Genomic DNA, 22,384 nt, shown 5'->3' with positions numbered 1-22,384 from the left:
CCTTCTTTCTCTCATTAGTTTTCATATTTGGCGACAATGTCATCAGCAAGTTTCTTAAGAAGTTCTTCATCTTCTTCTTCAGGATAAAGATTAACCTTTACACCTGTACCGCCTTTAACGGCACCCGCTTTTTCAAATTGTTCTTCAAAGTCATCTACGGCACTGCAGAAAACAGGGTAGAAATCGTCACCCGAACCAAACACACCATATACTTTTCCAGAAAGGTCTAACTCCGCTAATTCTTCGTGGAATTCTTCCATCTCATCGGGTAAAACCCCATCAACACCGTAGGTGTAACTTCCAACTAAGACGATATCGTAGTCTAGGAAATCCTCTGGCTCTGAAAGCATTACATCTTCCATTGTTACATCGATGCCGTGCTCTTCAAGCTGGGCAGACACAATTTCAGCGCATGCTTCCGTATTACCAGTTAAACTTGTATAAATTATCAACGCTTCGGCCATGCATTGCCTCCTTATAATGTAATTCTAAGTTATTATATCAAAGATATGTTTATTCTAACAGTTGTTATTCTTAAGAACATTAAACACCTACTGAATATTCCACTTCTATGAACTTTGTTATAAATGTATTAAGTCAATTAAAAGAGGCAGAAGTTATGCTATAATATGCCAATGAACAAATAATTATGTGAGGTGTGAATATTGGCTATTTTAGTACCAGGTGGGGCAGGATATATTGGAAGCCACACTGTTGTAGAATTATTAAATAATGGATATGAAGTAATTATCGCAGACAATTATAGTAATAGTAGTCCGATTGCTATAGAACGAATTAAAGAAATTACGGGCAAAGATGTATTAGCTTATAACGTTGATATTCTTAATAAAGAAGCATTAAATGACATATTTGAAAAACATGATATCGAAGCAGTGCTTCACTTTGCTGCTTATAAAGCCGTTGGAGAGTCTGTTGAGAAACCATTAATGTATTACCACAATAACATTGAAGGAACAGTGTCACTCTTAGAAGTGATGACTAAGCACAATGTTAAAAAGATTGTCTATAGTTCATCGGCAACAGTTTATGGAACAGAGAACGCATCACCATTAGATGAAACTATGCCTACCTATACGGCAACAAACCCGTACGGATACACAAAAATTGTAAATGAAAACTTATTAAAAGATGTTGCCTATAGTGACCAAGAGTGGGGCGTAACGTTATTAAGATACTTCAATCCAATCGGAGCACATGAAAGTGGTTTAATTGGGGAAGATCCAAAAGGGATTCCTAATAACTTAATGCCATACATTACGCAAGTGGCTGTTGGTAAGTTAAAAGAATTAAGTGTCTTTGGTGACGATTATGACACACCAGATGGCACAGGTGTGAGAGATTATATTCACGTTGTCGATCTTGCAAAAGGTCACGTGAAAGCGTTAGAAGAATTACTCGATTATACAGGAACGAATATCTATAATCTTGGAACAGGCGAAGGTTACAGTGTCTTAGACTTAATAAATGCTTTTGAGAAAGCAACAAATAAACCAATTAATTATAAAATTGTCGCAAGACGCCCAGGTGATGTCGCTGAAGTTTATGCGAATCCTAACTTAGCCCAAAAAGAAATTGGTTGGAAAGCTGAGAAGACACTCGAAGAAATGTGTCAAGATAGCTGGCGTTGGCAACAAAACAACCCCAATGGTTATGTTGATTAGTAATGAGGCGATAAAGTGGTAAGGAAACAAAAATTAACAAGAGACAGTTATCCTACCTATGAAGGACGGGTTAAACAAAAGTCCAAGACAAAATGGTTCATCATCCTATTTATATTGATGATTTTAGTTATCATTGCAGGATTTTATATCTTCTATCAGTATTCGACAATTGAAGAAACTTATCAATCAACAGTATATGAAGAAGAAATCGTTCCTCATCTTGCCCAGCAACAAGATATAGCAGATGAGACGCCGTATACGGTATTGTTCGTAGCATTGGACAATATTTATTATGATGGGGCTCAAGTTGAAGAAGCCTTATGGTCTACCCTTTATTATATTGATCCTGAACAAAATTCAATTCAAACGGTGAATATTCCGATGAATTTAATCGTAAAAAGTGATGGTGATGAAGAGATGAATCTTCTAACTTATGCTAACGGTGGACTCACAAGTATTAAAGAGACAATCGAACGTTTATTTGAGGTTGAATTGAATTATGTTTCTGCAATACGACTGCAAAACATTCGCGATATCGTCGACCCAATCGAACCAATCACAGTGAAGGCCCCAGTAGATATTGAAGATTTATCAATTAATAGTCATCAAGCGGCTCAATTTAGTGGTATAGAAATTATGAATTTAATTGACGAAGCGAACAAATTACCTACTTTAGAGCAATCGGACCTTCATCATGCGATATTAAACAGCCTCTATGCACATTTCTTTAAGTTTGAAAATATACTCAATCTTCCAGAAAATTTTGAAAATGCTGAGTATGTTATTCAAACTGAGGTGCCTTTTACAAAATTAGTTGAAATTTATCGCAATGATGATTATAATTTAACGAATGTCGACCTCAATGAGTTAGTTCAATTAGAAAGAACACAAATGGAAGATCGATATATATACTTTGCAGACATGAGTGAAATTAAAGAAGTTGTCTCAAGAATGGCTTCAGCAATAGACGAGTCTGCTAATAAGGACTGAGAGTAATTTGAAACGATTTTTTACAACAAATGGTAAATTTAGTATTTGGAAAACAATACGAAATTTACTCATTATAATTATATTAGTTGCGGCAGCAATTGGAGGATACCTTTATGGGAATGTCCTAACCGCAATTAATAATACGAATCAAGACGTCAATGTACAAAACATCCGTGACACAAATGTGCAGATTACTGAAGGTGATCCAATTAATGTCTTAGTAGTAGGGACTGATGGGGGAGCAGAAAGACAAGAAGATGACGGATATGTGAGTCGATCTGATACTTTAATGCTAATTAATTTAAACCCAGAATCCGGCACTACGAAGATGGTAAGTATTCCGCGAGATACGATTACAAATATTGATGGTCAAGATGAACCCGATAAAATTAATCACGCGTATGCATATGGTGGGATTGATTTAACAATTGATACAGTACAGGATTTCTTACAAGTGCCCATAGATTACTATTTAGTAGTGAACATGGACGGCTTATCAGAAATGATTGATGCCATCGGTGGGATAGAAATTGTGAGTCCATTATCTTTTGAATACCGTGGAACTGAGTTCCATGAAGGAGAGCGAAGAGAAGTAGATGGTGTGAAGGCGATGAACTTTGCTCGTATGCGTTATGACGATCCGCAAGGTGAACTTGGACGTCAGAACAGACAAAAGATAGTTATTAAAGCCATCATTGATAAAGCGTTAAGTTTAGACGCAGTCGTCCAATATCCAAGGCTAATTAATGTAGCAAGTCGATATGTAACGACCAATGTTGATTTAAATGAAGTATTATCAATCTACCAACAATATCTGCCAGCGTTAAATAATATTTCTTCAATACAATTTGAAACGTTAGAAGAAATTCAAATTGATGGAATTGCCTATTATCACATACCTTTAAATGCACGGGTAAAAGTTGCGAATGAGTTTCGCTATTTAAGCAACATGCCAACAATTACAGCAAGTGATTTAGAGGATCCACTAGGTATCGAAGAAAGTGAAGAGCGGGCTAAATCTTTAGCGGTTATTATTAATCAATATCCAACAGGGCTTTCGGATGAAGATTTACAAGAACTGAATGAAAGACAAACATCTATAGAAACAGCAAGGGAAACAATTGCTCAACCGGCTCCTGTGGAGAATAATAACTCATCATCAAACAATAATGATTATTGGGGAGAACCAGAATATAGCCAACCCACACAACCGACTCAACCGAATTATCCACCGGGGGGAAGTACACCTCAACCACCGGTAGAGTCACAAACGCCGGATGTGCCAGAAGAACCAGAATTGCCTGAAACTAGCACACCAGCTTATAATGACGGTGGAAATGAACAAGAAGGCAGTTATTCTGAAGAAGCTTCAAATTCTAACCAAGCGAATGAAGGACAAGGTTCAAGAACAAATGATTCGAGTATTAGTTAATCGCTAATACCCGAATAAAAAAAGCGCTGACGACAACACTCACGATGGATTAAATCATATCATTGTGGGTGTTTCATCGCGTTATAGAGGCGACTTTAATAAAATAGATAAGTCAAAGTGCTCAGAATTTTATAGAATGATGTAAGGATGGGGATCGTTAAGATGAGCCAAAAAGTGAATAAACGTATTCTTCATATTATGAGTAGTCATGGTGGTGGAATATCAACATTTATCCGTAATTTAGCAACAGAGATTCATCGATTTGGAATCGTATTTGATGTAGTAACTTATGGACCGTGTCCACCAGAATTCGTTGAAGCCATTCGTCGTACAGGTGGCGATGTGTATCAAATCAAGAATCCGAAGAAAGAAGGATGGAGACAGTTTTATAAATCATTCTCACGTGTCATCAAGTTATATCATTATGACATTATCCATTGTCATATAGCTGGCTACCGTGCTTTAGCTTACAAAACGATTAGTAACTTCCAAAGTGAGGCTGAATTTATTATTCATGCCCATTATTATGTCGATGACAATCAATTAAGTGTTGCGCAACGTTTTTTACATTATCTGAACCAGATGATTAACCAAACTGTCTCCGCTAAATTTGTAGGATGCAGTCGCGACGCTGTTCAATCGCTTTTCGGTTACAAAATCGACCGAAAAGACATGATTATTATACCAAATAGTATTGAACCAAATGATTTTATATTTGGATCGGAAGAAGAAAATAACTTACGCGAAAAGGGACGGGAACACTATGGAATATCGAAAGATACCATAGTCGTTGGACAAGTAGGACGACTTGCACCAGTCAAAAATCACGCCCTAACAATACAAATAGCTGAAATAGCAAAACTTAAGAAATTAAATATGAAGTTCATTATCGCAGGTAGTGGAGAACTTGAAGAAGAGTTGAAAGAACGAATTAGTGTGAATCAATTAGATGATTATGTTCAATTAGTTGGACGTATCTCACCGATTGCAGAGTTATTTCCGGTCATGGATGTGCTTTTATTCCCGTCAATTAATGAAGGATTAGGTACTACGGCTATCGAAAGCCAAGCTGCAGGCGTACCCGTCGTCTTATCTCATACAATTCCGATGGAAGTGGAGTTGGGGATTGATTTATTGCATCGGGTTAATTTAAGTGCAGCGCCAAGTGATTGGTTGAAAGAAGTGCTTAAAGCATCTCGAGAAAGTAAAGTAAATTCACATGAGCGCTTAATGGCACTTGAGAGAAATAATTACACTAATATTCAAGCGGCTAAGCTATATGCAACATCGATAGCTCAATACACTAATTATTAAAGGTGATAAAAATAATGAAACAATTTATGAAAAGGTTAGCGGGCTTTAGCTTAGGACCAATCTTAGGTGCAGCCATCTCTTTGATTTTGTTCCCCATATTTACAAATGCACTCCCAATTGCGGAGTATGGTCGAGCGGGAACATTCGAAACCTTAATTTTACAAATTCCCAATTTTATATATATTGGGATGGATCAAGCGTTTACTCGCGAATATAACCATATGGATAATAAAAGAAACTTGATGCAACAAGCGATGCTTCTACCGTTAATGTTAGGTGTATTTCTTGTTGCAGTGTCAGCAATTTTTTCAGTTCCATTTTCTGAATGGCTGTTCCAATCAGGGGATTACTACTACATCGTTTGGTACGCTGGAGTTTGGGTGTTAGCAACGATTGTAGAGAGATTTATACTTTTAAGTATACGAATGCAAGAAAAAGCTGTCGAGTTTTCGTCCTATAGTTTACTACTGAAAGTTGGAAACTTCATAGTTTCTATGGGAATGATTTTCGCTGGAGTGAGAGACTTTAGAGCCATTGTTTATGGTTTGATTTTTGGTCAAATCTTAGCCGATTTAGTCTTATTTTTCCGTTACAGAGAATTATTGGATTTGCGAGGTTTTCAAATTGATTCAAAATTAATTAAGAAAATGTTCCTCTTTGGAACACCGATTATGATTGCAAGCTCTTTAGCTGCTGCGCTTAACTCTATTGATATTATAGTATTGACTGAGTTTTCAAGCTTAACAGATATCGGAATTTATAAAGCAGGAAGTAAAATAGGGAGTATAATCGGAATATTAAAAACGGCCTTTGCGAGTTTTTGGATTCCCACAGCCTATCGTTGGTATGAAGAGAATAAATCGATGAAACACTATAAATTTATTAGTGATATTGTCTTATTTTTATTATCAGGGTTATTCTTCGTTATCTTAGTCTTAAGGTATCCAATATCCTTAATATTAAGTTCAGACGGGGAATATTTAGATGTTCAGTATATTATGGGGCTATTAGCATTTCCTCATATTATGTATACTTTGTCTGAGACAACGACATTGGGAATCGTATTTTCAAGAAAGACGCATTATAATATCTTTGTAAGTATTATGTCTTTAGCTGTAAGTGTCATTATAAACTTATCGCTGACTCCTTTTATTGGTTTCAGAGGGGCCGCATTGGCTTCAACAGCAGCTTATGTTGTTTTTTATCTTGCAAGAACGTATTTTTCAAGTAGAACAGGATTTTACTTTGGACAAAAGAAACAAATAATTACAATGTTAATTATGATTACTGCTGGTCTAATTAATTTATATCCATTGGATTACAGCATTTTTATTACGATTGGTTTAGGTTTATTGGCATTAGTTGTCCAAATACCAACCATTAAAACAGCACTAGAAATTAAGAATCATCCTGGAGAATGGGATTTTACTTAAAAGTTAGAAGGTGAACAACTTTGCGAAAATATTTAATACTGATCGTTGCTTCGGTCTTTCTAGGGACCGAGATATTAGCGATTCCAACACCGGTAGCACAAATTACGATGTATCGTTTACTGGTCATTGGTATGATAGCCATCTTTGGTTATCAAATACTCAAACAAGATCCAAATATTAAAATCATCCCGAGTAATACAGCCACCGTCATTACTGGTATTTATCTTTTTTGGTGGGCTTGGGGAGCGGTGTCAGTCATATGGACGATTGATATGATGAACTGGTTCCAAGCGATGTTCTTGCTTACTTTAGGTGTGAGCAGTGTGGTTGGTTTGTACTTGTGGACGAATGATTTAATCACTTGGAAAGCTCTGATTAAGACAGTTTGGATTATGATGACATTTTTAGCACTTTGGGGCTTTTATGAGATTCTTACGAATCACTATATTTTTGCTAATTTAGAAGCGTTAGATAAGAATAATACCTTTGCTACTCAGCCATCATCTCGTATACCGGTAGCGACTTTTACAAATCAGAATGATTACGCAACTTTATTACTCGCATATTTGCCAGTGAATTTAATTATGCTGAATCTCAATCGTCACCCAATTCGACGATATTTATATATAATTCCAATACTATTAACAGCATATTTAATTTATCGAAGTGATTCACGAATGATTTTGCTGAGTTTCGTACTTTTCTTTTTTATGGTTATACTATTACAATTTAATTGGGATATAAAAAGAAAGTATGTCTTAAGCGCGATAGGTATCGGTTTAGCCCTTACCGTTGGTTTAATTTTATTTGTTCCATCGCTAAATGATATGGTCTCGCAGTTGTTTTATCTAGGTGGCGATTTCTATAATACAGGCGATTCACGCCGAATGAACCTATGGCGAAATGGTTTATTATTCCTAGCAGAAACCTTCGGATTTGGAGTGGGAGCAGGAAATATTGAAACATGGATGGATATGTTGCCATTCTTACCGATTGATGAATTTACCAACATTCATAACTGGTGGCTTGAGATATTAGTTGGTTATGGTGTCATAGTATTTGTCCTATATGCTATAAGTTATGGTTTATTAATCCAAGCTTTAAACCGACTCCGTCATCATGAATCAAAAGTCATTCGTCAAATTGCAATTAGTTTTAAATCGTTCTTAGTTGTATATATCTTTGCGAGTATCACAAGTGCGAATAACATGTTGATTGAATGGCATTGGGTTTACTTTGGAATAATGATTAGCTTTGTGAAGGTAATGGAAATGAAGAACGTTTCGAAACCAAAAAGAATGAGGTATGAATATGAGTTTAGCAACAATAATAAATGAGTTATGGCGATTTTTTAAAGATAATATCGTAAGGATATTAATTGGCGCCTTAGTTATATCTGTGATTACTGTCGGTGCACGTTATTTTATCACTGATATTTTATTATCTGACCGCCAAGAGGCTACAGATTACCTTGAGGAGGTTTATACTCAAGAACCGAGTTCATTTAAAGCAGTGGTAACGATTGAAGATGGTCAAATCTTCTCTAATCCACATTTATTTGATGATTACTTTACAGCACCTCAAGTAGTTGAAGCAGTTGAAGAAGCAACAGGAATTGAATTTCAAGAAACAATTGATAGTGAAAAAAAATTAGAGTTATATAAAACACCAACGTTCCGTGGGTCCATTTCTGGGGTGAGAGATAATGCTTCCGGGGTTTTTATCTTCCGAGTGTTAGCTGGGAAGTCAGCCGAAGAAAATTTAGCGATAGCGAACGCCTACCGTGACTTATTAGCTTCAGGTGAGATTCCTTTTATGGATAACCAATTTGTAGATATCACTTTAGAACCTGTGATTGGTGAAGTATTGGATACTGAAGAATATCTAAGTTTACCAACGGTTAAAACATTGAGTGTATATCGTTCAAATAACGCAAGATCATTAATTGTATATGGGGTCTTAGGATTCATTGTTGGTCTGATTCTTATAAGTGGGATTGTCTTCTTACAAAGATTACGTAAGAGCAAGATTAATTACGCCTTTGAATATGCATGGGACGTAGATGATCAACATATACTCGTTCATAGTAGCCAGGAAGATGCTGTGTATAATGTTCAAGACGCGATTCGAATACCAGCGGTTAACTTACGTTGGATTGTTTCTCAAAGTGCTTTATCTGAGGACTTTGAAAATACAAATGATTTATCAGAACGATTTATTTCGAAGTTACAAAAAATTAAGAGTGATGAACAGCCACCGAAACAAATTGTGATTGTCGTCCAAGCGAATCATACAGAGAAACGTTGGTTAAAAGACCAAATGACAATGGCGACTTTATACAATGTGCCATTGAAATTGGTTCACGTTTATTAATTAAGGAGGCTAAAATTTGCCAACTTTTGAAAAAGATTTAGTATCCATTATCACACCGGTGTATAATGCAGAACGCTTTATTAGTGAAACCATTGACAGTGTTATTAAACAAAGTTACACCAATTGGGAAATGATCTTAGTTAATGATTGTAGTCAAGACAGTTCGGTTGAATTGATTGAAGAGTTTGCTAAAGAAGATAAGCGAATTAAATTAATTAATTTAGCTGAAAACAGTGGGGCAGCCGTTGCACGTAATACTGGAATCGAGAATGCCAAAGGAAGATATATTGCTTTCGTTGATAGTGATGATTGTTGGTCGGAGTCGAAACTGACAGAGCAACTTGCATTTATGCAAGGAAAACAGGTTGGCTTTACATATACGGACTTAGCTTTAATCAACGAATTAGGTGAGGTATTAAAAGACCGCGTCAATGTACCGGCTTCCTTCTCGTATACCGAGCTATTAAAAAATACAGCGATTGCCTGTTCTACGGTCATCATTGACCGCGAATTAATTGGAGATTTCCGTATGCCTCTTGTTCGAAAAGGACAAGACACAGCAACTTGGTTAATGTTAATGCGTGAGCGAAAAGTTAAAGCTTATGGCTTACAAGAAGTTCATAATTATTATCGTCAAGTTCAAGGTTCGATTTCAAGTGACCGAATCGGCGCTTTGAAACGGACATGGAATACTTATTATAATTTAGAGAGATTACCATTACCAAAAGCAGTATATTATTTTTCACATTATGTATTAAATGCGGTATTACGCCGATTATAAGCATAAAAGTCTGAGACGCAGCGTACGCCTCAGACTTTTTTTATTTCTTTAAGATTGGATGTCTTAATATAGTGTTAAGTTTGTCGGGATCTGTTTTTCGTGGATCTGATAAATAGATTTCATGATGATGCCTGATATCACTGATATCTAGTTGATAGCCTTCTTGGTTGATATAGTCATGCATCTTAGACATAGATTGCACATCATTATCATAGAGTCCAATATGAAGCAATTGAACAGTTAAACCTTCAGTTAATGTTGTAAGATACACGTTTGAAGTGTTGATTTTCTTCTTGTTTAGAACTTCATTTTGAGCCCACTCAAAGACTTGAGGTGTGACATATTCTGGCATTCGCAACTTCATAATCATTGAAAATTTTCTTTTCTAGATGGGTCTACACCATGTATACTGTCTTCCCACCAATATCCATCAAGTGGTGGAACAACAAAAACAAAGAAATCATCAATTGTGTAGACGTTTCGTTCACTCATCCGTATCGTGTAGGCAAGGCTATATACTTGTTTTACTGCGGCCTGATATCCCCCGTCTAATTCATTCGGGTCACCCATACCATCAATCGTAATAAAATTCATCTTAAGTATATCCGTAATTTCTAGTATTGTTTTTGGTTTATAAAACTGCTTCTCTTCTTTTTTTAAATCAAAAGGCTTATCTTACTCATTCCTTTCATATCAAGCTATATTAATACTATATTCTATTATACATTGAGCCAGGCAAGTTGTATTTAAGAAGATTTTTTTATTTTATTAATAATACTTGCAAGCGTTACCTTAAATCATTTAAACTATAAATATTGAATTATTGGAGGATATTATGAAAATTAGCTTATTAGAACCATTACGTGTACCCAAGGAATATATTGAAGAATTGGCACAGCCATTAAAAGATTTAGGCCATGAGTTTGTCTATCATGAAACAAAAACAACGGATCCAGATGAATTATATGAGCGTAGTAAAGACTCAGAAGTGGTGATTATTGCCAACAATCCGTATCCTAAAGAAGTGATTGAGAAATTAGATACAACTAAATTTATCGATGTTGCTTTTACAGGGGTAGACCATGTAGATAACGCCAGTGCCAAAGAAAAAGGCATTAAAATCGCAAATGCATCGGGTTATGCCACTCAAGCAGTCGCAGAATTATCTATTGGTTTAGCTCTGAATGTTTTACGTGAAGTGAAACAAGGAGACTTAGATGTTCGAAAAGGCGATGATTTCCCAGGATTAATTCAAGGACAAGAAATTCATGGAAAAACAGTCGGGATTATTGGTACCGGAACAATTGGAATTCACACAGCAAAACTATTCAAAGCTTTCGGAGCTAAAGTCTTAGGGTATAACCGCTCAGAGAAACAAGAAGCAAAAGACGCAGGCGTTGAATATGTAAGCTTAGATACACTGATTAATGAAAGTGATATTATCTCAATCCATCTTCCAATGACTGAAGATACGAAGCATATAATCGGTGAGAAAGAGCTGGATAATATGAAAGAGTCAGCTATCATAATTAATGTAGCTAGAGGACCGATTATTGATAATGAAGCTTTAGCAAATGCTTTAAATGAAGGAAAAATCGCTGGTGCTGGCATTGATGTCTTTGACATGGAGCCACCAATTCCAATTGATTATCCATTACTTCATGCAAAAAATGCATTGTTAACACCACATGTTGGTTACTTAACAGATGAAGCAATGGTCCTTCGTGCTCAAATTGCCTTTGACAATGTAATGGCATATATTAACGGCGAAGATAAAAACATCGTATCTATTTAATATAGAATGAACTCACAGTCAGATAGTGTTGAGGACGATCGCTAATTAGATTATTCAATATTATCTGGCTTTTTTGATATCAAACACAATGTAGGAGGAAGTTTATGACAGAAAGATTGACAACAAATCTCACTTGGAAAGAGAAAGATGAACAATTTGCATATGATGGACCACTCGGACCTGTATTAAATTCTGATGGGACAGCTGTATTAAGATTATGGTCACCGAGCGCTAAATCTGTCCAAGTATTATTGTATGATAAAGACAATCAAGAAAAACAAGTCGCAGTAGTGGAAATGAATTCATATGACAAAGGTTTGTGGGAAGTGACATTGAATCAAGAAACAGTGCGTGGTATCGATAATTTCAATAATTATTGTTATCATTACCAAATTAACCGTGAGGGTGAGACCGTCTTAGCTTTAGATCCTTACGCTAAATCACTGGGTACTTGGAATAGCCACGACGAAGCATCTTATATTGCCAAAGCCGCGATTGTCGCACCAGAGAACATTGGGCAAAAATTAGATTTTGCAAAAGTTGAAAACTACAAACGAAGAGAAGATGCAGTGATTTACGAAGTTCACGTGCGGGACTTTACATCAGATCCATCAATAAAGGATGAACTACACCACCGCTTCGGAACGTTTGAAGCGATGACAGAACGCTTGGACTATATTCAATCCCTTGGGGTCACGCATGTGCAGTTATTACCTGTCTTAAGTTATTATCATGCGAATGAATACGAGACGGGTGAGCGCTTCTTAGAATATAAATCGGCTTGGACGAACTATAACTGGGGCTATGACCCCATGCATTATTTCGCTTTAACAGGGATGTATTCGATTAACCCAGAAAACCCTTCATCCCGGATTCAAGAGTTTAAAGAACTTGTGAGTGAAATCCACAAAAGGGGAATGGCAGTGACATTGGATGTCGTGTATAATCACACCGCAGAACTCCATATTCTTGAAGATTTAGAACCTAAGTATTATCATTTTATGGATTCAGATGGTACATCAAGAACTAACTTTGGTGGCGGACGTTTAGGAAGTACCCACTATATGACTCGTCGCTTAATTGTTGACTCATTAAAGTACTTAGTTGAAGAATTTAAAGTTGATGGCTTTAGATTTGATATGATGGGAGATTTAGATGCAGAAACAGTTCAATTAGCCTATGATGAAACGGTCAAAATTAATCCAAATATCTTAATGATTGGTGAGGGTTGGATTACCTACGCTGGAGATGAAGGTGCTGAAGACGTTCAAGCAGCGGATCAATTATGGATGTCAGATACAGAAGCTGTTGGCTCATTCTCAGACGAAATCCGAGACGAATTAAAATCTGGTTTCCAAAGTGAAGGGAAGCCACGCTTTATTACTGGCGGGCGCCGAAATGTGAAGAAGATTTTCGATAATATTAAAGGGCAACCGCATAATTTCGAAGCGGACCAACCAGGTGATGTCGTCCAATATATTGAAGCACATGATAACTTAACTTTACACGATGTTATTGCCCAATCTATTAATAAAGATCCAATGCTCCACACGGAAGAAATCCATCGACGGATTCGCCTAGGAAACTTAATAGTATTAACATCTCAAGGGACAGCATTTATTCATGCCGGTCAAGAATACGGTCGTACCAAACAATTTAAGCACCCAGAATTTAAAACCATGGTAGATGAGTGGGGCGATATTCCAGATAATTCTACTTACTTTACTAATAAAAATGGAGATCCGATTGAATATCCATACTTTATTCATGACTCTTATGACTCGTCCGATGCGATTAACAAGTTTGAATGGGAAAAAGTAAGAGGAGTAAATGGTTACTCAATTGAGAATACAACGATGGAGCATATGCGCGGCTTAATTCAACTCCGTCAATCAACAGATGCCTTTAGACTGGCTGTTAAAGAACTCATTGATACAAATGTACAACTACTAAATGTCCCAGAAATTCGCGAACGTGATGTGGCGATTGCTTATAAAGTGAGAGGAACAAAAGGGGACGAGTATATTATAGTGATTAATGGAAATAAACGAAGTCGTACGTTCACATTACCGGAAGACGTTGAGTTGGGGCAAGTGATTGCCGACCAGGATCGGGTTGATACTGAACCTTTAATGCAACCCCAAGGCATTGAAATACTGTCATCAACACAAATTAAATTAGCTGGATTAAGTTCAGTAATTTTTAAGAAATAAAGTAAATACAAGAAAAGCGACGGAATTCCAAATTGAATTCTGACGCTTTTTTTGCTTATTTTCTCATGTTTAACATTTTGAATTGAACGTGCATGTATATCTCTAAGATTGAATCTGTAAAGAATACACCTAAGGCAATCGCCCCAGCGATTGATAGAGTTTGAATGAGATAATAATTACTTAGATTATAGTTTCCTTGAATAAAGTAAAGAGCTGTCTGATAAATCGCTAACCCAGGCACAAATGGGAAAAAGGCTGGGATATAGAAGATAGTTACCGGCGCTTTAAAGCGACGCGCAAAGAATTGGCTAATTAATGATACAACACTACAAGCAAAAAATGTTGCTAAAGCAACACCCATTGGGTTTGCCAATAGAAGATATACAAGATATCCGATTGCTCCCGCATAACCCGTCTTGAAGATGAATGATCTAGGTGCTTCAAGTGTAATAGCAGCTGTGATTGTGGCTACATATGCCCCGATAACTTGGATAATTATACCAACCATGATGTAACCTCCCCGTAAAAGTAAAGGCCAATCGCGACACCAATCGCTAAACTTAGTGCAATAACAATCGCATCAGCCACACGAGCGACACCAGAGATATAATCTCCTTTTAACATATCTCGAAGGCCATTGGTCACAGCAGTCCCCGGATATAGAGGCATTAAACCAGCAATGATAATAACATCAGATGATATATCAAGTGGCACTACCGCCGCAATTACATTAGTTAAAAATGCAGTCACTAAGGTTGATGCAACACCATAAATAAAGCCATTCAATTGGAATAAGTCTTTTAATATCCGTGAATAAGCTACGAGTAAACCAGCAAAGATTGAAAAGACACTGTCCCAGAAGCTTCCACCTAATAGAACAACAAAAGCAATCACTAAGATAACCGTTGCTATATCTTTACTAAAGACTGTGTAATCAGAATCATCTACCACATCGAGTTGTTCAGCTGCTTCATCAATCGTAATCTGTCCACTTGTCAGTTGGCGTGAAATATTATTTACTCGGTAAATCTTATTTAATTGGTTACTACGGTCTGTTATTCGACGAACTAATGTAATACCTTCGATTTCAGGATCTGAATCATCTAAAGTAACATATAGACCTGTTGTATTTGTGATAACTTCCGTGTTAGAAAGTCCACTTGTTTGAAGAATACGTCGAACCGTATCCTCAACTCGATAACTTTCAGCATGAGACTCCAGCATAATTCTACCTGCTGTTGTTGCTACTTCAACTATTTTTTTATATTTCTTTCTCATAAAGATATTACCCACCTTTTTTTAATAATTCGTTAAGAGACATTCAAAATATGGTAACATAGAAAATGAGTAATCACTATTTAAATATGAATAAATTTTAATAAGGAGTGATTTCATGACATTGTTATTTATATATTTAGTATTTGCCTTTGAATGCAAAGATGCCAATACCATTTACATATCCATTGATGATAAGGACAAGCCATTATATCAATTATATTTTAAATATGATAGAGAATGTACAAACTTTCAAAAAGTTCTCCACAATTATTCAATGGAAATGGAACGACATAACTATTCGATTAAAAAACAACTTGAATTTATTTATAAATTTATTGAAACAAACCCATTTATGTATGAGTACCAATATACCTTATCGAATAAAAGAAAGTAGAGTGAGGTAAGACGTATGAAAATCACAAAAATTGCACAACAACAGAAACAAGCAAATCGTTATTCAATCTTCGTTGATGACGAGTTTTTTATTGGTGTCGATCAAGAAATTCTAATCGAATACGCTTTGCGTAAAGACCAAGAAGTGGATCAAAAATTATTAGATAAGATTAAATCAGCTGAGAATGATCATAAATTATACTCTGCTGCAATTAATTATTTATCTTATGGAATGCGTTCCATCAAAGAAATGCGCGACTATTTACATAAGCAAAAAGATAAAAAAGAAAAAGAAGAGAATTCAACCGCATCTTCAGAAGAAGTGATAGAAAATACCCTTGACCGTTTAATTCGACAAGGCTATTTAAATGATTTGGAATATGCCAAAAGTTATGTCCGCACAAACTACACACTAAAGTCTAAGGGACCAAACATTATTCAAAATGAATTGAAAGTTAAAAAGGGGATCAATGAAATGACTATTCTTGATGCAATGGACGAGTACCCAGAAGAAGAACAAAGTGAAAATATTCAAGCGCTAATTGAGAAATTCATCCGAACTAAAAAATCACTGCCACCAAAAATGATGCGCAGTAAATTATATACTCATTTACTTACCAAAGGCTTTGACAAAGATTTAGTGAATCAACATATGAGCGAATTGACCTTTGACGACGCTGAAGATGATCAAGAAGACATGTTAGAAAAAGAAGCCGACAAATATTTAAGAAAACATCAGCGCCGTTTTAGTGGCTATGATTTAAAACAAAAAATGATACAAAGTCTGTTAGGTAAAGGCTTTGACTATGAAATGATTAAAAATTGGCTTGAAGATAATGAAGCCGAATTGGAAAAGAATGAATAGAAAGTGGATTAAATGACGAACAAAAGACAAAAGTTAATCGAACAGTATCCGATCAATTGGGATGAAAAAAAGATAAAAACATTCCAAACTCAATTATTAGATTGGTATGATGCGAACAAAAGAGACTTACCTTGGCGACAAACAAAGAACCCTTACTATATTTGGATTAGTGAGATTATGTTGCAACAAACACAAGTTAATACAGTTATTCCATATTACGAACGGTTTATTAAAGAGCTCCCCACAATTAAAGATTTAGCCGAAGTGGAGGAGTCTGAATTAATGGGTCTCTGGCAAGGTTTAGGCTATTATTCACGTGTTCGTAATATGCAATTTGCAGCTCAACAAGTGATGGCTGACTTTAACGGTGAGATGCCTAATACGTTGGAAGGCTTGCTTTCTTTGAAAGGTATCGGCCCATATACCGCCGGTGCAATTGGTAGTATTGCGTTTAATCTTCCAGAACCAGCGTTAGATGGTAACTTAATGCGGATTGTAGCTCGCTTATTTGAAATAGACCGTGATATCACTTTAAATAAGACGAAAAATGAATTCACTGGAATCTTATATCAGTTAATTGATCCGGAAAGGCCAGGTGACTTTAACCAAGCCTTGATGGATATCGGTGCAACGATTATGACACCAACCAATTACCAACCTGAAGATAGTCCAATCAAAGAATTTGATCAATCTTATCAGAATAATACGAGTCATCTTTACCCAGTAAAGAAAAAGAAAACAAAAGCAACCAAACACCACCGAATCGCTTATGCGATAAGGAATCAAAAAGGTGAATGGTTAATGCGCAAACATAATGACAAAGAACTTTTAACGGGTCTGTGGCATTTCCCAATGGTTGAAGTGAATGTAGTTATGGAAGGCGCAACGAGTTCGGAATTGATAGAACCTTTAGTGGACCATTTAGATGAGAGCATTGATGTCGGCGAACTGAAGCTAGACCGATCATTGATAATGGAGGAAGAAGAAGGCTTTGAACTTCTACCAACATTTGCCAAAGTGAAGCATGTATTCTCACATCGGATTTGGCAAGTACAAGTGATTCCGTTTTTATTAGATGGGGCACCGGATTTGAGTGAGGAAGATTTCAAATGGGTAAGCATTCAAGCGCTAGAATCCCTACCAGTATCAACTTTACAACAAAAATTGTTTAATAGTATCGTATCAGATCGAGAATAAAGAAAAAGTAGAGGAATAATATGAGTAGATTATTTAGATATTTTGAAGGCCACAGGCTTAGTAGTATCTTCGGACCTTTAATGAAGTTAGTCGAAGCAGTTTTAGAATTGCTAGTCCCAATGATTGTAGCATTAATTATTGACGTTGCCATTCCAACAGGAGATGTGACGAATATAATCAAATATATTTTGGTGATGTTTGGTATTGCTGCAGCAGGACTAGCCTTTTCAATTACAGCACAGTTTCTATCAGCAAAAGCAGCTGTAGGTTTTGCTGAAAATTTAACCAATGATTTATTTGAATTTGTTTTACAATTACCAAAAGAAGTGTATGGAACGATTTCTCCAGGGAGTATCGTCACTCGATTAACAAGTGATACGTTCAAAATTCAAAGTGGATTGAATACATTTTTCCGCTTATTCCTTCGTTCACCTTTTATTGTATTCGGTTCTTTAATTATGGCCGCACAAATTGATGGACGAATGACACTTATATTTTTAGCTATGATTGCCATTTTATTTGTTGTAGTAGGTGCCATTATTTATTTAGCAAATCCATTATATACACAAATACGAGAGCAATTTGATTTGTTAGTGACATTAACACAAGAACAAATGAAGGGCATGCGAGTAATCCGCGCTTTTCAACAAAAAGACCGTGAAGTGAATGAATTTAAAGCTCAAAATAAAAACGTCACTACAGACCAAATACGTGTAGGTTTCATTAATGCCTTCACTAATCCACTCACTTATATAGTGGTGAATGTTGCTTTAATTATTGTCCTTTGGCAAGGTGGTAATTTTATTAATTCCGGATCATTGACCCAAGGTCAGCTAGTCGCTTTAGTGAATTATTTATTAGCTATCTTAGTGGAATTAGTGAAGATTGCATTAGTCATTACACAATTAAATCGAGCATACTCAAGTGCTAAACGTGTAGTGACTGTCTTTGAACAACCACTAGAATCTGAAGAGTTTGAGAATAGTAGCCAGCAAAATGAAGAGAAGCATACAGTTTTAAGTTTTCAAGATGTGACTTTTACATACCCGAATGCAACGAAACCATCGCTATCAAATATTGATTTCTCAATTAAAGAGGGCGATTTTGTTGGGATTATCGGTAGTACTGGTTCTGGTAAATCAACCTTACTTCAATTAATTACAAAAACTTACGATGCCCAAGAGGGTGGCGTTTTCTTCCAAGAAGAATACTTTAATACGGATTCAAGACGTGCCTTAAGAGAGAATATAAGTGTTGTTCCAAGTAATGTAGCCTTATTTAAAGGAACAATTCGAAGTAACTTATTATTAGGAAATCCTGAAGCGACGGAAAAGATGATGTGGCAAGCACTAGAAGATGCGCAAGCATTGGACTTTGTTCGCTCATATCCAGAAGGTTTAGATAAAGAAGTCGCTACTTTTGGACGTAATTTCTCTGGTGGTCAAAGACAACGTCTAACGATTGCACGATCACTAATTAAACCGTCATCATTATTAATCTTTGATGATTCAACAAGTGCATTGGATTATGTTACTGAAGCAAATTTTCAAAAAACATTGAAAGAAAAGTATAACGACCGTACGATTATAATGATTTCTCAAAGAACACATAGTTTACAACAAGCTAATAATATCGTGGTCTTAGAAGAAGGAAGTCAAATTGGTTATGCTACCCACGATGAGTTACTAGCAAATAACCCCGTGTACCAAGAGATTTTACCAATCGCAAAATGTGAAGGAGGTAGTAGATAATGGAGAACACTAATAAGAGCAGTTCGAGTATTTTGAATCGATTATTCTCTGATTTATCAGGACACAAATTGCTTGTTGTTCTATCGTTAATATCAACAGTTATCCAAGTAGGATTGACTGTTTACCTCCCAATTTTAATTGGACAAGCCGTGAACCAGACGATTGGTGAAGGACAAGTGAACTTTGATGTCTTGTTACAAACCCTTATGAATATGGGGATTGTGATTGGACTCAATGCGATTGTTCAATGGGTTAATCCAATTTTATTCAACAAAATTACATATGAAGTAATTGAATCGCTTCGTAACCGAGTGCTTGAAAAAGTTCACTCATTGTCATTAAATTTTATAGATCAACGCAGTACCGGAGATTTGGTGAGTCGAGTTACAACAGATACCGAGCAATTAGGTGACGGATTGATAATGATATTCAACCAATTCTTTATTGGAATTTTAACTATTTTCATCACCATCTTTACGATGGCACAACTTGATTTAACCATGATGTTACTTGTTGTTGTGTTAACGCCGATTTCGTTATTCATCTCCCGCTTTATTGCTAAGAAAAGTTACTCGCTCTTCCGACAACAAACGAAGGCACGTGGGGAACAGGCGGATTTTATCGAGGAAAATATTCAACAAGCTGATATTGTTAGGTTGTTTAATTCTCAAGAAGAAGCGACGGAAATTTTTACTAAACTCAATGCTGATTATAGTGAAAAGTCTAAATGGGCAATTTTTTACTCGTCGACAATTAACCCAGGAACGCGTTTTATTAATGCTTTGATATACGCAGCGTTAACTTTTTTAGGAGCCGTTCGAATTGTAAATGGAACATTCACTGTAGGGGAATTAACGACATTTTTAAATTATGCGAACCAATATACGAAGCCATTTAACGACATTTCAAATGTGCTCGCGGAAATTCAAAGTGCTCTGGCTTGTGCGGATCGACTATATACAATTATCGATCAGTCAGAAGAGGTAGAAACTGGACATAGATTGATTGATTCAAGTAATGTCGATGGAAAAGTAAACTTTAATCGTGCTTCATTTAGCTATACAAAAGATAAAGAGTTAATTACTGACCTGACTTTATCAGTTAAAGCAGGTGATACGGTGGCAATTGTTGGACCAACGGGCGCAGGTAAATCAACTTTAATTAATTTACTGATGCGTTTTTATGACTTAGATCAAGGACAAATTTTAATTGATAATGAACCAATTACCGACTTTACTCGCGAATCCGTTAGAAAGCAATTTGGGATGGTACTACAAGAAACTTGGCTAAAAGGTGGAACAATTCACGACAATATCGCCTACGGTCACCCAACTGCTTCTCGAGCTGAAGTCGTGAAAGCAGCCAAAGCAGCTCACGCCCATCGTTTCATTGAATTGTTACCAGATGGATATGACACAATCTTAACAAGTGGTGGTGCTGGGTTATCAACGGGCCAACAACAGTTACTATCAATCGCGCGAATTTTTGTTTCAATTCCGACAATGTTAATTCTAGATGAAGCAACGTCGTCTATTGATACAAGAACGGAAATTCTAATTCAAGAAGCGTTTGATCGCTTGATGAGAGGGCGCACGAGTTTTATTATCGCCCACCGCTTATCAACAATCATGAATGCGGATATGATATTAGTTATGAAAGATGGTTCCATCGTTGAACAAGGAAACCACGATACCTTAATGAAGGCACGCGGCTTGTATTATACAATGCAATCATCTCGCTCGCCCGAGCAATAAAAATAAACCTTACTATGTATGAGAAATCATATGTAGTAAGTTTTTTTTGATGGGTGTGGTAGTTGGGTGTGCGTCGTGAGGGAGACGAATGCGGATTTCTGGGTTAACAGGACATGTCATGAGGTGACAAGGGAAATTAACATACTAAACCAAAATTACCAATCAATAAAGCAGTGACTACAGTGATAAATTATAAATCAAATCAACTTTTTATATAAAACGTCAATACTTAAATCATTTTGTAACACAAGTGTAAGTATTATGTTATAATAATCGAGAATAACCATACAGTCGATAGACTGGAACGTATTATATTATATTGAAAGTGGGTTAAGTGATGAAACAACCGAAAGAAGGTGAATTCATCACTATTAAAAGTTATAAACACGATGGATCGTTGCACAGGACATGGCGCGATAATATGGTCTTAAAAACTAGTGAGCAATCAATTATTGGTTGTAATGATCATACATTGGTTGTCGAATCAGATGGGCGTAGATGGGTTACACGTGAAGTTGCACTCGTCTACTATCATAAGCATTTTTGGTTCAATATCATCGCAATGTTACGTAAACGAGGTGTTACATATTACTGTAACTTAGCCTCACCATATGTGATGGATAACGAAGCCTTGAAATATATTGATTATGATTTAGATATCAAAGTTTTTCCAGATGGGGAGAAACGTTTATTGGATTTAGATGAATATGAAATACATGGGCGTCGGTATCATTATTCAGATGAGATAGATCGCATTATCAAATACCAAATACAAGAATTAGTGAGATGGATTGACGAAGGTCGCGGACCATTCTCTCAAGAATTTATTGATATTTGGTATGAACGTTATTGTCAACTAACACATCGCAACAAAATAAATAATAACTAAATAGTAGTGAATTCGCTTAACGGGAGATTATTGAATCGCCATTGAAAGAGCGATATGCGATGATATCCCACGATACTGAGCCTCTTAGAAGATAACTATCTTTTAAGAGGTCTTTGTTTTGACAGAATTTATATTTTGTGTATTATATACTAACTATGATTAAAAATATATCGCCCAAAAATCACCCACAAACTAACATAAATTAAGATAATTGAGATGAATTAAACCAACTGAAACTTTTGCC

The 22,384-nt window shown here is 36.1% G+C and carries 20 protein-coding genes; 15 read left to right on the top strand and 5 right to left on the bottom strand.

All coding sequences use genetic code 11. From position 1 onward, the window contains the following. Nucleotides 1-14: 14 nt before the first annotated feature. Nucleotides 15-464, bottom strand: coding sequence for a flavodoxin (locus HW423_RS00600; protein WP_138404971.1), 450 nt, complete (start codon nt 462-464; stop codon nt 15-17). Between the two features lie 201 nt (nt 465-665). Between HW423_RS00600 and galE the strand changes: the two genes are divergently transcribed. From galE to HW423_RS00560, 8 genes are all read left to right on the top strand, one after another. Beyond that, nucleotides 666-1,682, top strand: coding sequence for a UDP-glucose 4-epimerase GalE (gene galE / locus HW423_RS00595; RefSeq protein ID WP_218930021.1), 1,017 nt, complete (start codon nt 666-668; stop codon nt 1,680-1,682). A gap of 15 nt (nt 1,683-1,697) precedes the next feature. Then, a complete protein-coding gene (locus HW423_RS10995; protein WP_218930020.1) occupies nt 1,698-2,672 on the top strand; it encodes an LCP family glycopolymer transferase in 975 nt (324 codons plus the stop codon). Between the two features lie 7 nt (nt 2,673-2,679). Beyond that, nucleotides 2,680-4,104 carry an LCP family glycopolymer transferase gene (locus HW423_RS00585; RefSeq protein ID WP_218930019.1) on the top strand — a complete coding sequence of 475 codons (1,425 nt, stop codon included), beginning with the start codon at nt 2,680-2,682 and terminating at the stop codon, nt 4,102-4,104. A 162-nt stretch (nt 4,105-4,266) separates the two neighbouring features. After that, nucleotides 4,267-5,418, top strand: a complete 1,152-nt coding sequence (locus HW423_RS00580) for a glycosyltransferase (RefSeq protein ID WP_218930018.1) — start codon at nt 4,267-4,269, stop codon at nt 5,416-5,418. A 14-nt stretch (nt 5,419-5,432) separates the two neighbouring features. After that, nucleotides 5,433-6,851: a lipopolysaccharide biosynthesis protein gene (locus HW423_RS00575; protein WP_218930017.1), complete on the top strand. Its 1,419-nt coding sequence runs from the start codon at nt 5,433-5,435 to the stop codon at nt 6,849-6,851. A gap of 20 nt (nt 6,852-6,871) precedes the next feature. Further along, a complete protein-coding gene (locus HW423_RS00570) occupies nt 6,872-8,188 on the top strand; it encodes an O-antigen ligase family protein (RefSeq protein WP_218930016.1) in 1,317 nt (438 codons plus the stop codon). Further along, the gene (locus tag HW423_RS00565; protein ID WP_218930015.1) at nt 8,163-9,224 is read left to right on the top strand and encodes a hypothetical protein; all 1,062 of its coding nucleotides are present in this window, start codon (nt 8,163-8,165) and stop codon (nt 9,222-9,224) included. The genes HW423_RS00570 and HW423_RS00565 overlap by 26 nt, the downstream gene beginning before the upstream one ends. A gap of 16 nt (nt 9,225-9,240) precedes the next feature. Beyond that, entirely contained in the window at nt 9,241-10,005 is a 765-nt protein-coding gene (locus HW423_RS00560) for a glycosyltransferase family 2 protein (RefSeq protein WP_218930014.1), read from the top strand. 40 nt (nt 10,006-10,045) lie between these two features. On the opposite strand, the gene HW423_RS10990 is transcribed toward HW423_RS00560, so the two are convergent. Both HW423_RS10990 and HW423_RS10985 read right to left on the bottom strand, forming a co-directional pair. Further along, nucleotides 10,046-10,375, bottom strand: coding sequence for a GyrI-like domain-containing protein (locus HW423_RS10990; RefSeq protein ID WP_235956170.1), 330 nt, complete (start codon nt 10,373-10,375; stop codon nt 10,046-10,048). After that, nucleotides 10,372-10,599, bottom strand: a complete 228-nt coding sequence (locus HW423_RS10985; RefSeq protein ID WP_235956167.1) for a hypothetical protein — start codon at nt 10,597-10,599, stop codon at nt 10,372-10,374. The genes HW423_RS10990 and HW423_RS10985 overlap by 4 nt, the downstream gene beginning before the upstream one ends. A 241-nt stretch (nt 10,600-10,840) precedes the next feature. On the opposite strand from HW423_RS10985, the gene HW423_RS00550 reads away from it, so the two are divergent. Next, a complete protein-coding gene (locus HW423_RS00550; RefSeq protein WP_218930013.1) occupies nt 10,841-11,800 on the top strand; it encodes an NAD(P)-dependent oxidoreductase in 960 nt (319 codons plus the stop codon). 104 nt (nt 11,801-11,904) lie between these two features. Continuing rightward, a complete protein-coding gene (locus HW423_RS00545; RefSeq protein ID WP_218930012.1) occupies nt 11,905-14,013 on the top strand; it encodes a pullulanase in 2,109 nt (702 codons plus the stop codon). 55 nt (nt 14,014-14,068) lie between these two features. Here HW423_RS00545 and HW423_RS00540 read toward each other — a convergent pair whose 3' ends face one another. After that, entirely contained in the window at nt 14,069-14,521 is a 453-nt protein-coding gene (locus tag HW423_RS00540) for a threonine/serine exporter family protein (RefSeq protein WP_218930011.1), read from the bottom strand. Beyond that, a complete protein-coding gene (locus HW423_RS00535; RefSeq protein ID WP_218930010.1) occupies nt 14,509-15,291 on the bottom strand; it encodes a threonine/serine exporter family protein in 783 nt (260 codons plus the stop codon). Before HW423_RS00535 ends, HW423_RS00540 begins: the two co-directional genes overlap by 13 nt. Nucleotides 15,292-15,700: 409 nt before the next feature. On the opposite strand from HW423_RS00535, the gene recX reads away from it, so the two are divergent. From recX to HW423_RS00510, 5 genes are all read left to right on the top strand, one after another. Continuing rightward, complete coding sequence (gene recX, locus HW423_RS00530; protein ID WP_218930009.1) at nt 15,701-16,549, top strand: recombination regulator RecX; 849 nt, start codon at nt 15,701-15,703, stop codon at nt 16,547-16,549. Between the two features lie 12 nt (nt 16,550-16,561). Continuing rightward, nucleotides 16,562-17,746, top strand: coding sequence for an A/G-specific adenine glycosylase (mutY, locus tag HW423_RS00525; RefSeq protein WP_218930008.1), 1,185 nt, complete (start codon nt 16,562-16,564; stop codon nt 17,744-17,746). A gap of 20 nt (nt 17,747-17,766) precedes the next feature. Then, nucleotides 17,767-19,497, top strand: coding sequence for an ABC transporter ATP-binding protein (locus HW423_RS00520; protein WP_218930007.1), 1,731 nt, complete (start codon nt 17,767-17,769; stop codon nt 19,495-19,497). Next, nucleotides 19,497-21,251 carry an ABC transporter ATP-binding protein gene (locus tag HW423_RS00515; RefSeq protein WP_218930006.1) on the top strand — a complete coding sequence of 585 codons (1,755 nt, stop codon included), beginning with the start codon at nt 19,497-19,499 and terminating at the stop codon, nt 21,249-21,251. Before HW423_RS00520 ends, HW423_RS00515 begins: the two co-directional genes overlap by 1 nt. 337 nt (nt 21,252-21,588) lie before the next feature. After that, entirely contained in the window at nt 21,589-22,140 is a 552-nt protein-coding gene (locus HW423_RS00510; RefSeq protein ID WP_138405463.1) for a DUF402 domain-containing protein, read from the top strand. The last annotated feature ends 244 nt before the right edge of the window (nt 22,141-22,384 follow it).

The sequence above is a fragment of the Ruoffia halotolerans genome (genome assembly GCF_014049385.1).
In the GTDB taxonomy this organism is placed as follows: domain Bacteria; phylum Bacillota; class Bacilli; order Lactobacillales; family Aerococcaceae; genus Ruoffia; species Ruoffia halotolerans.
The sequence above is the reverse complement of the archived record's forward strand: the minus strand, read 5'-3'. Positions and strand labels throughout refer to the sequence as shown.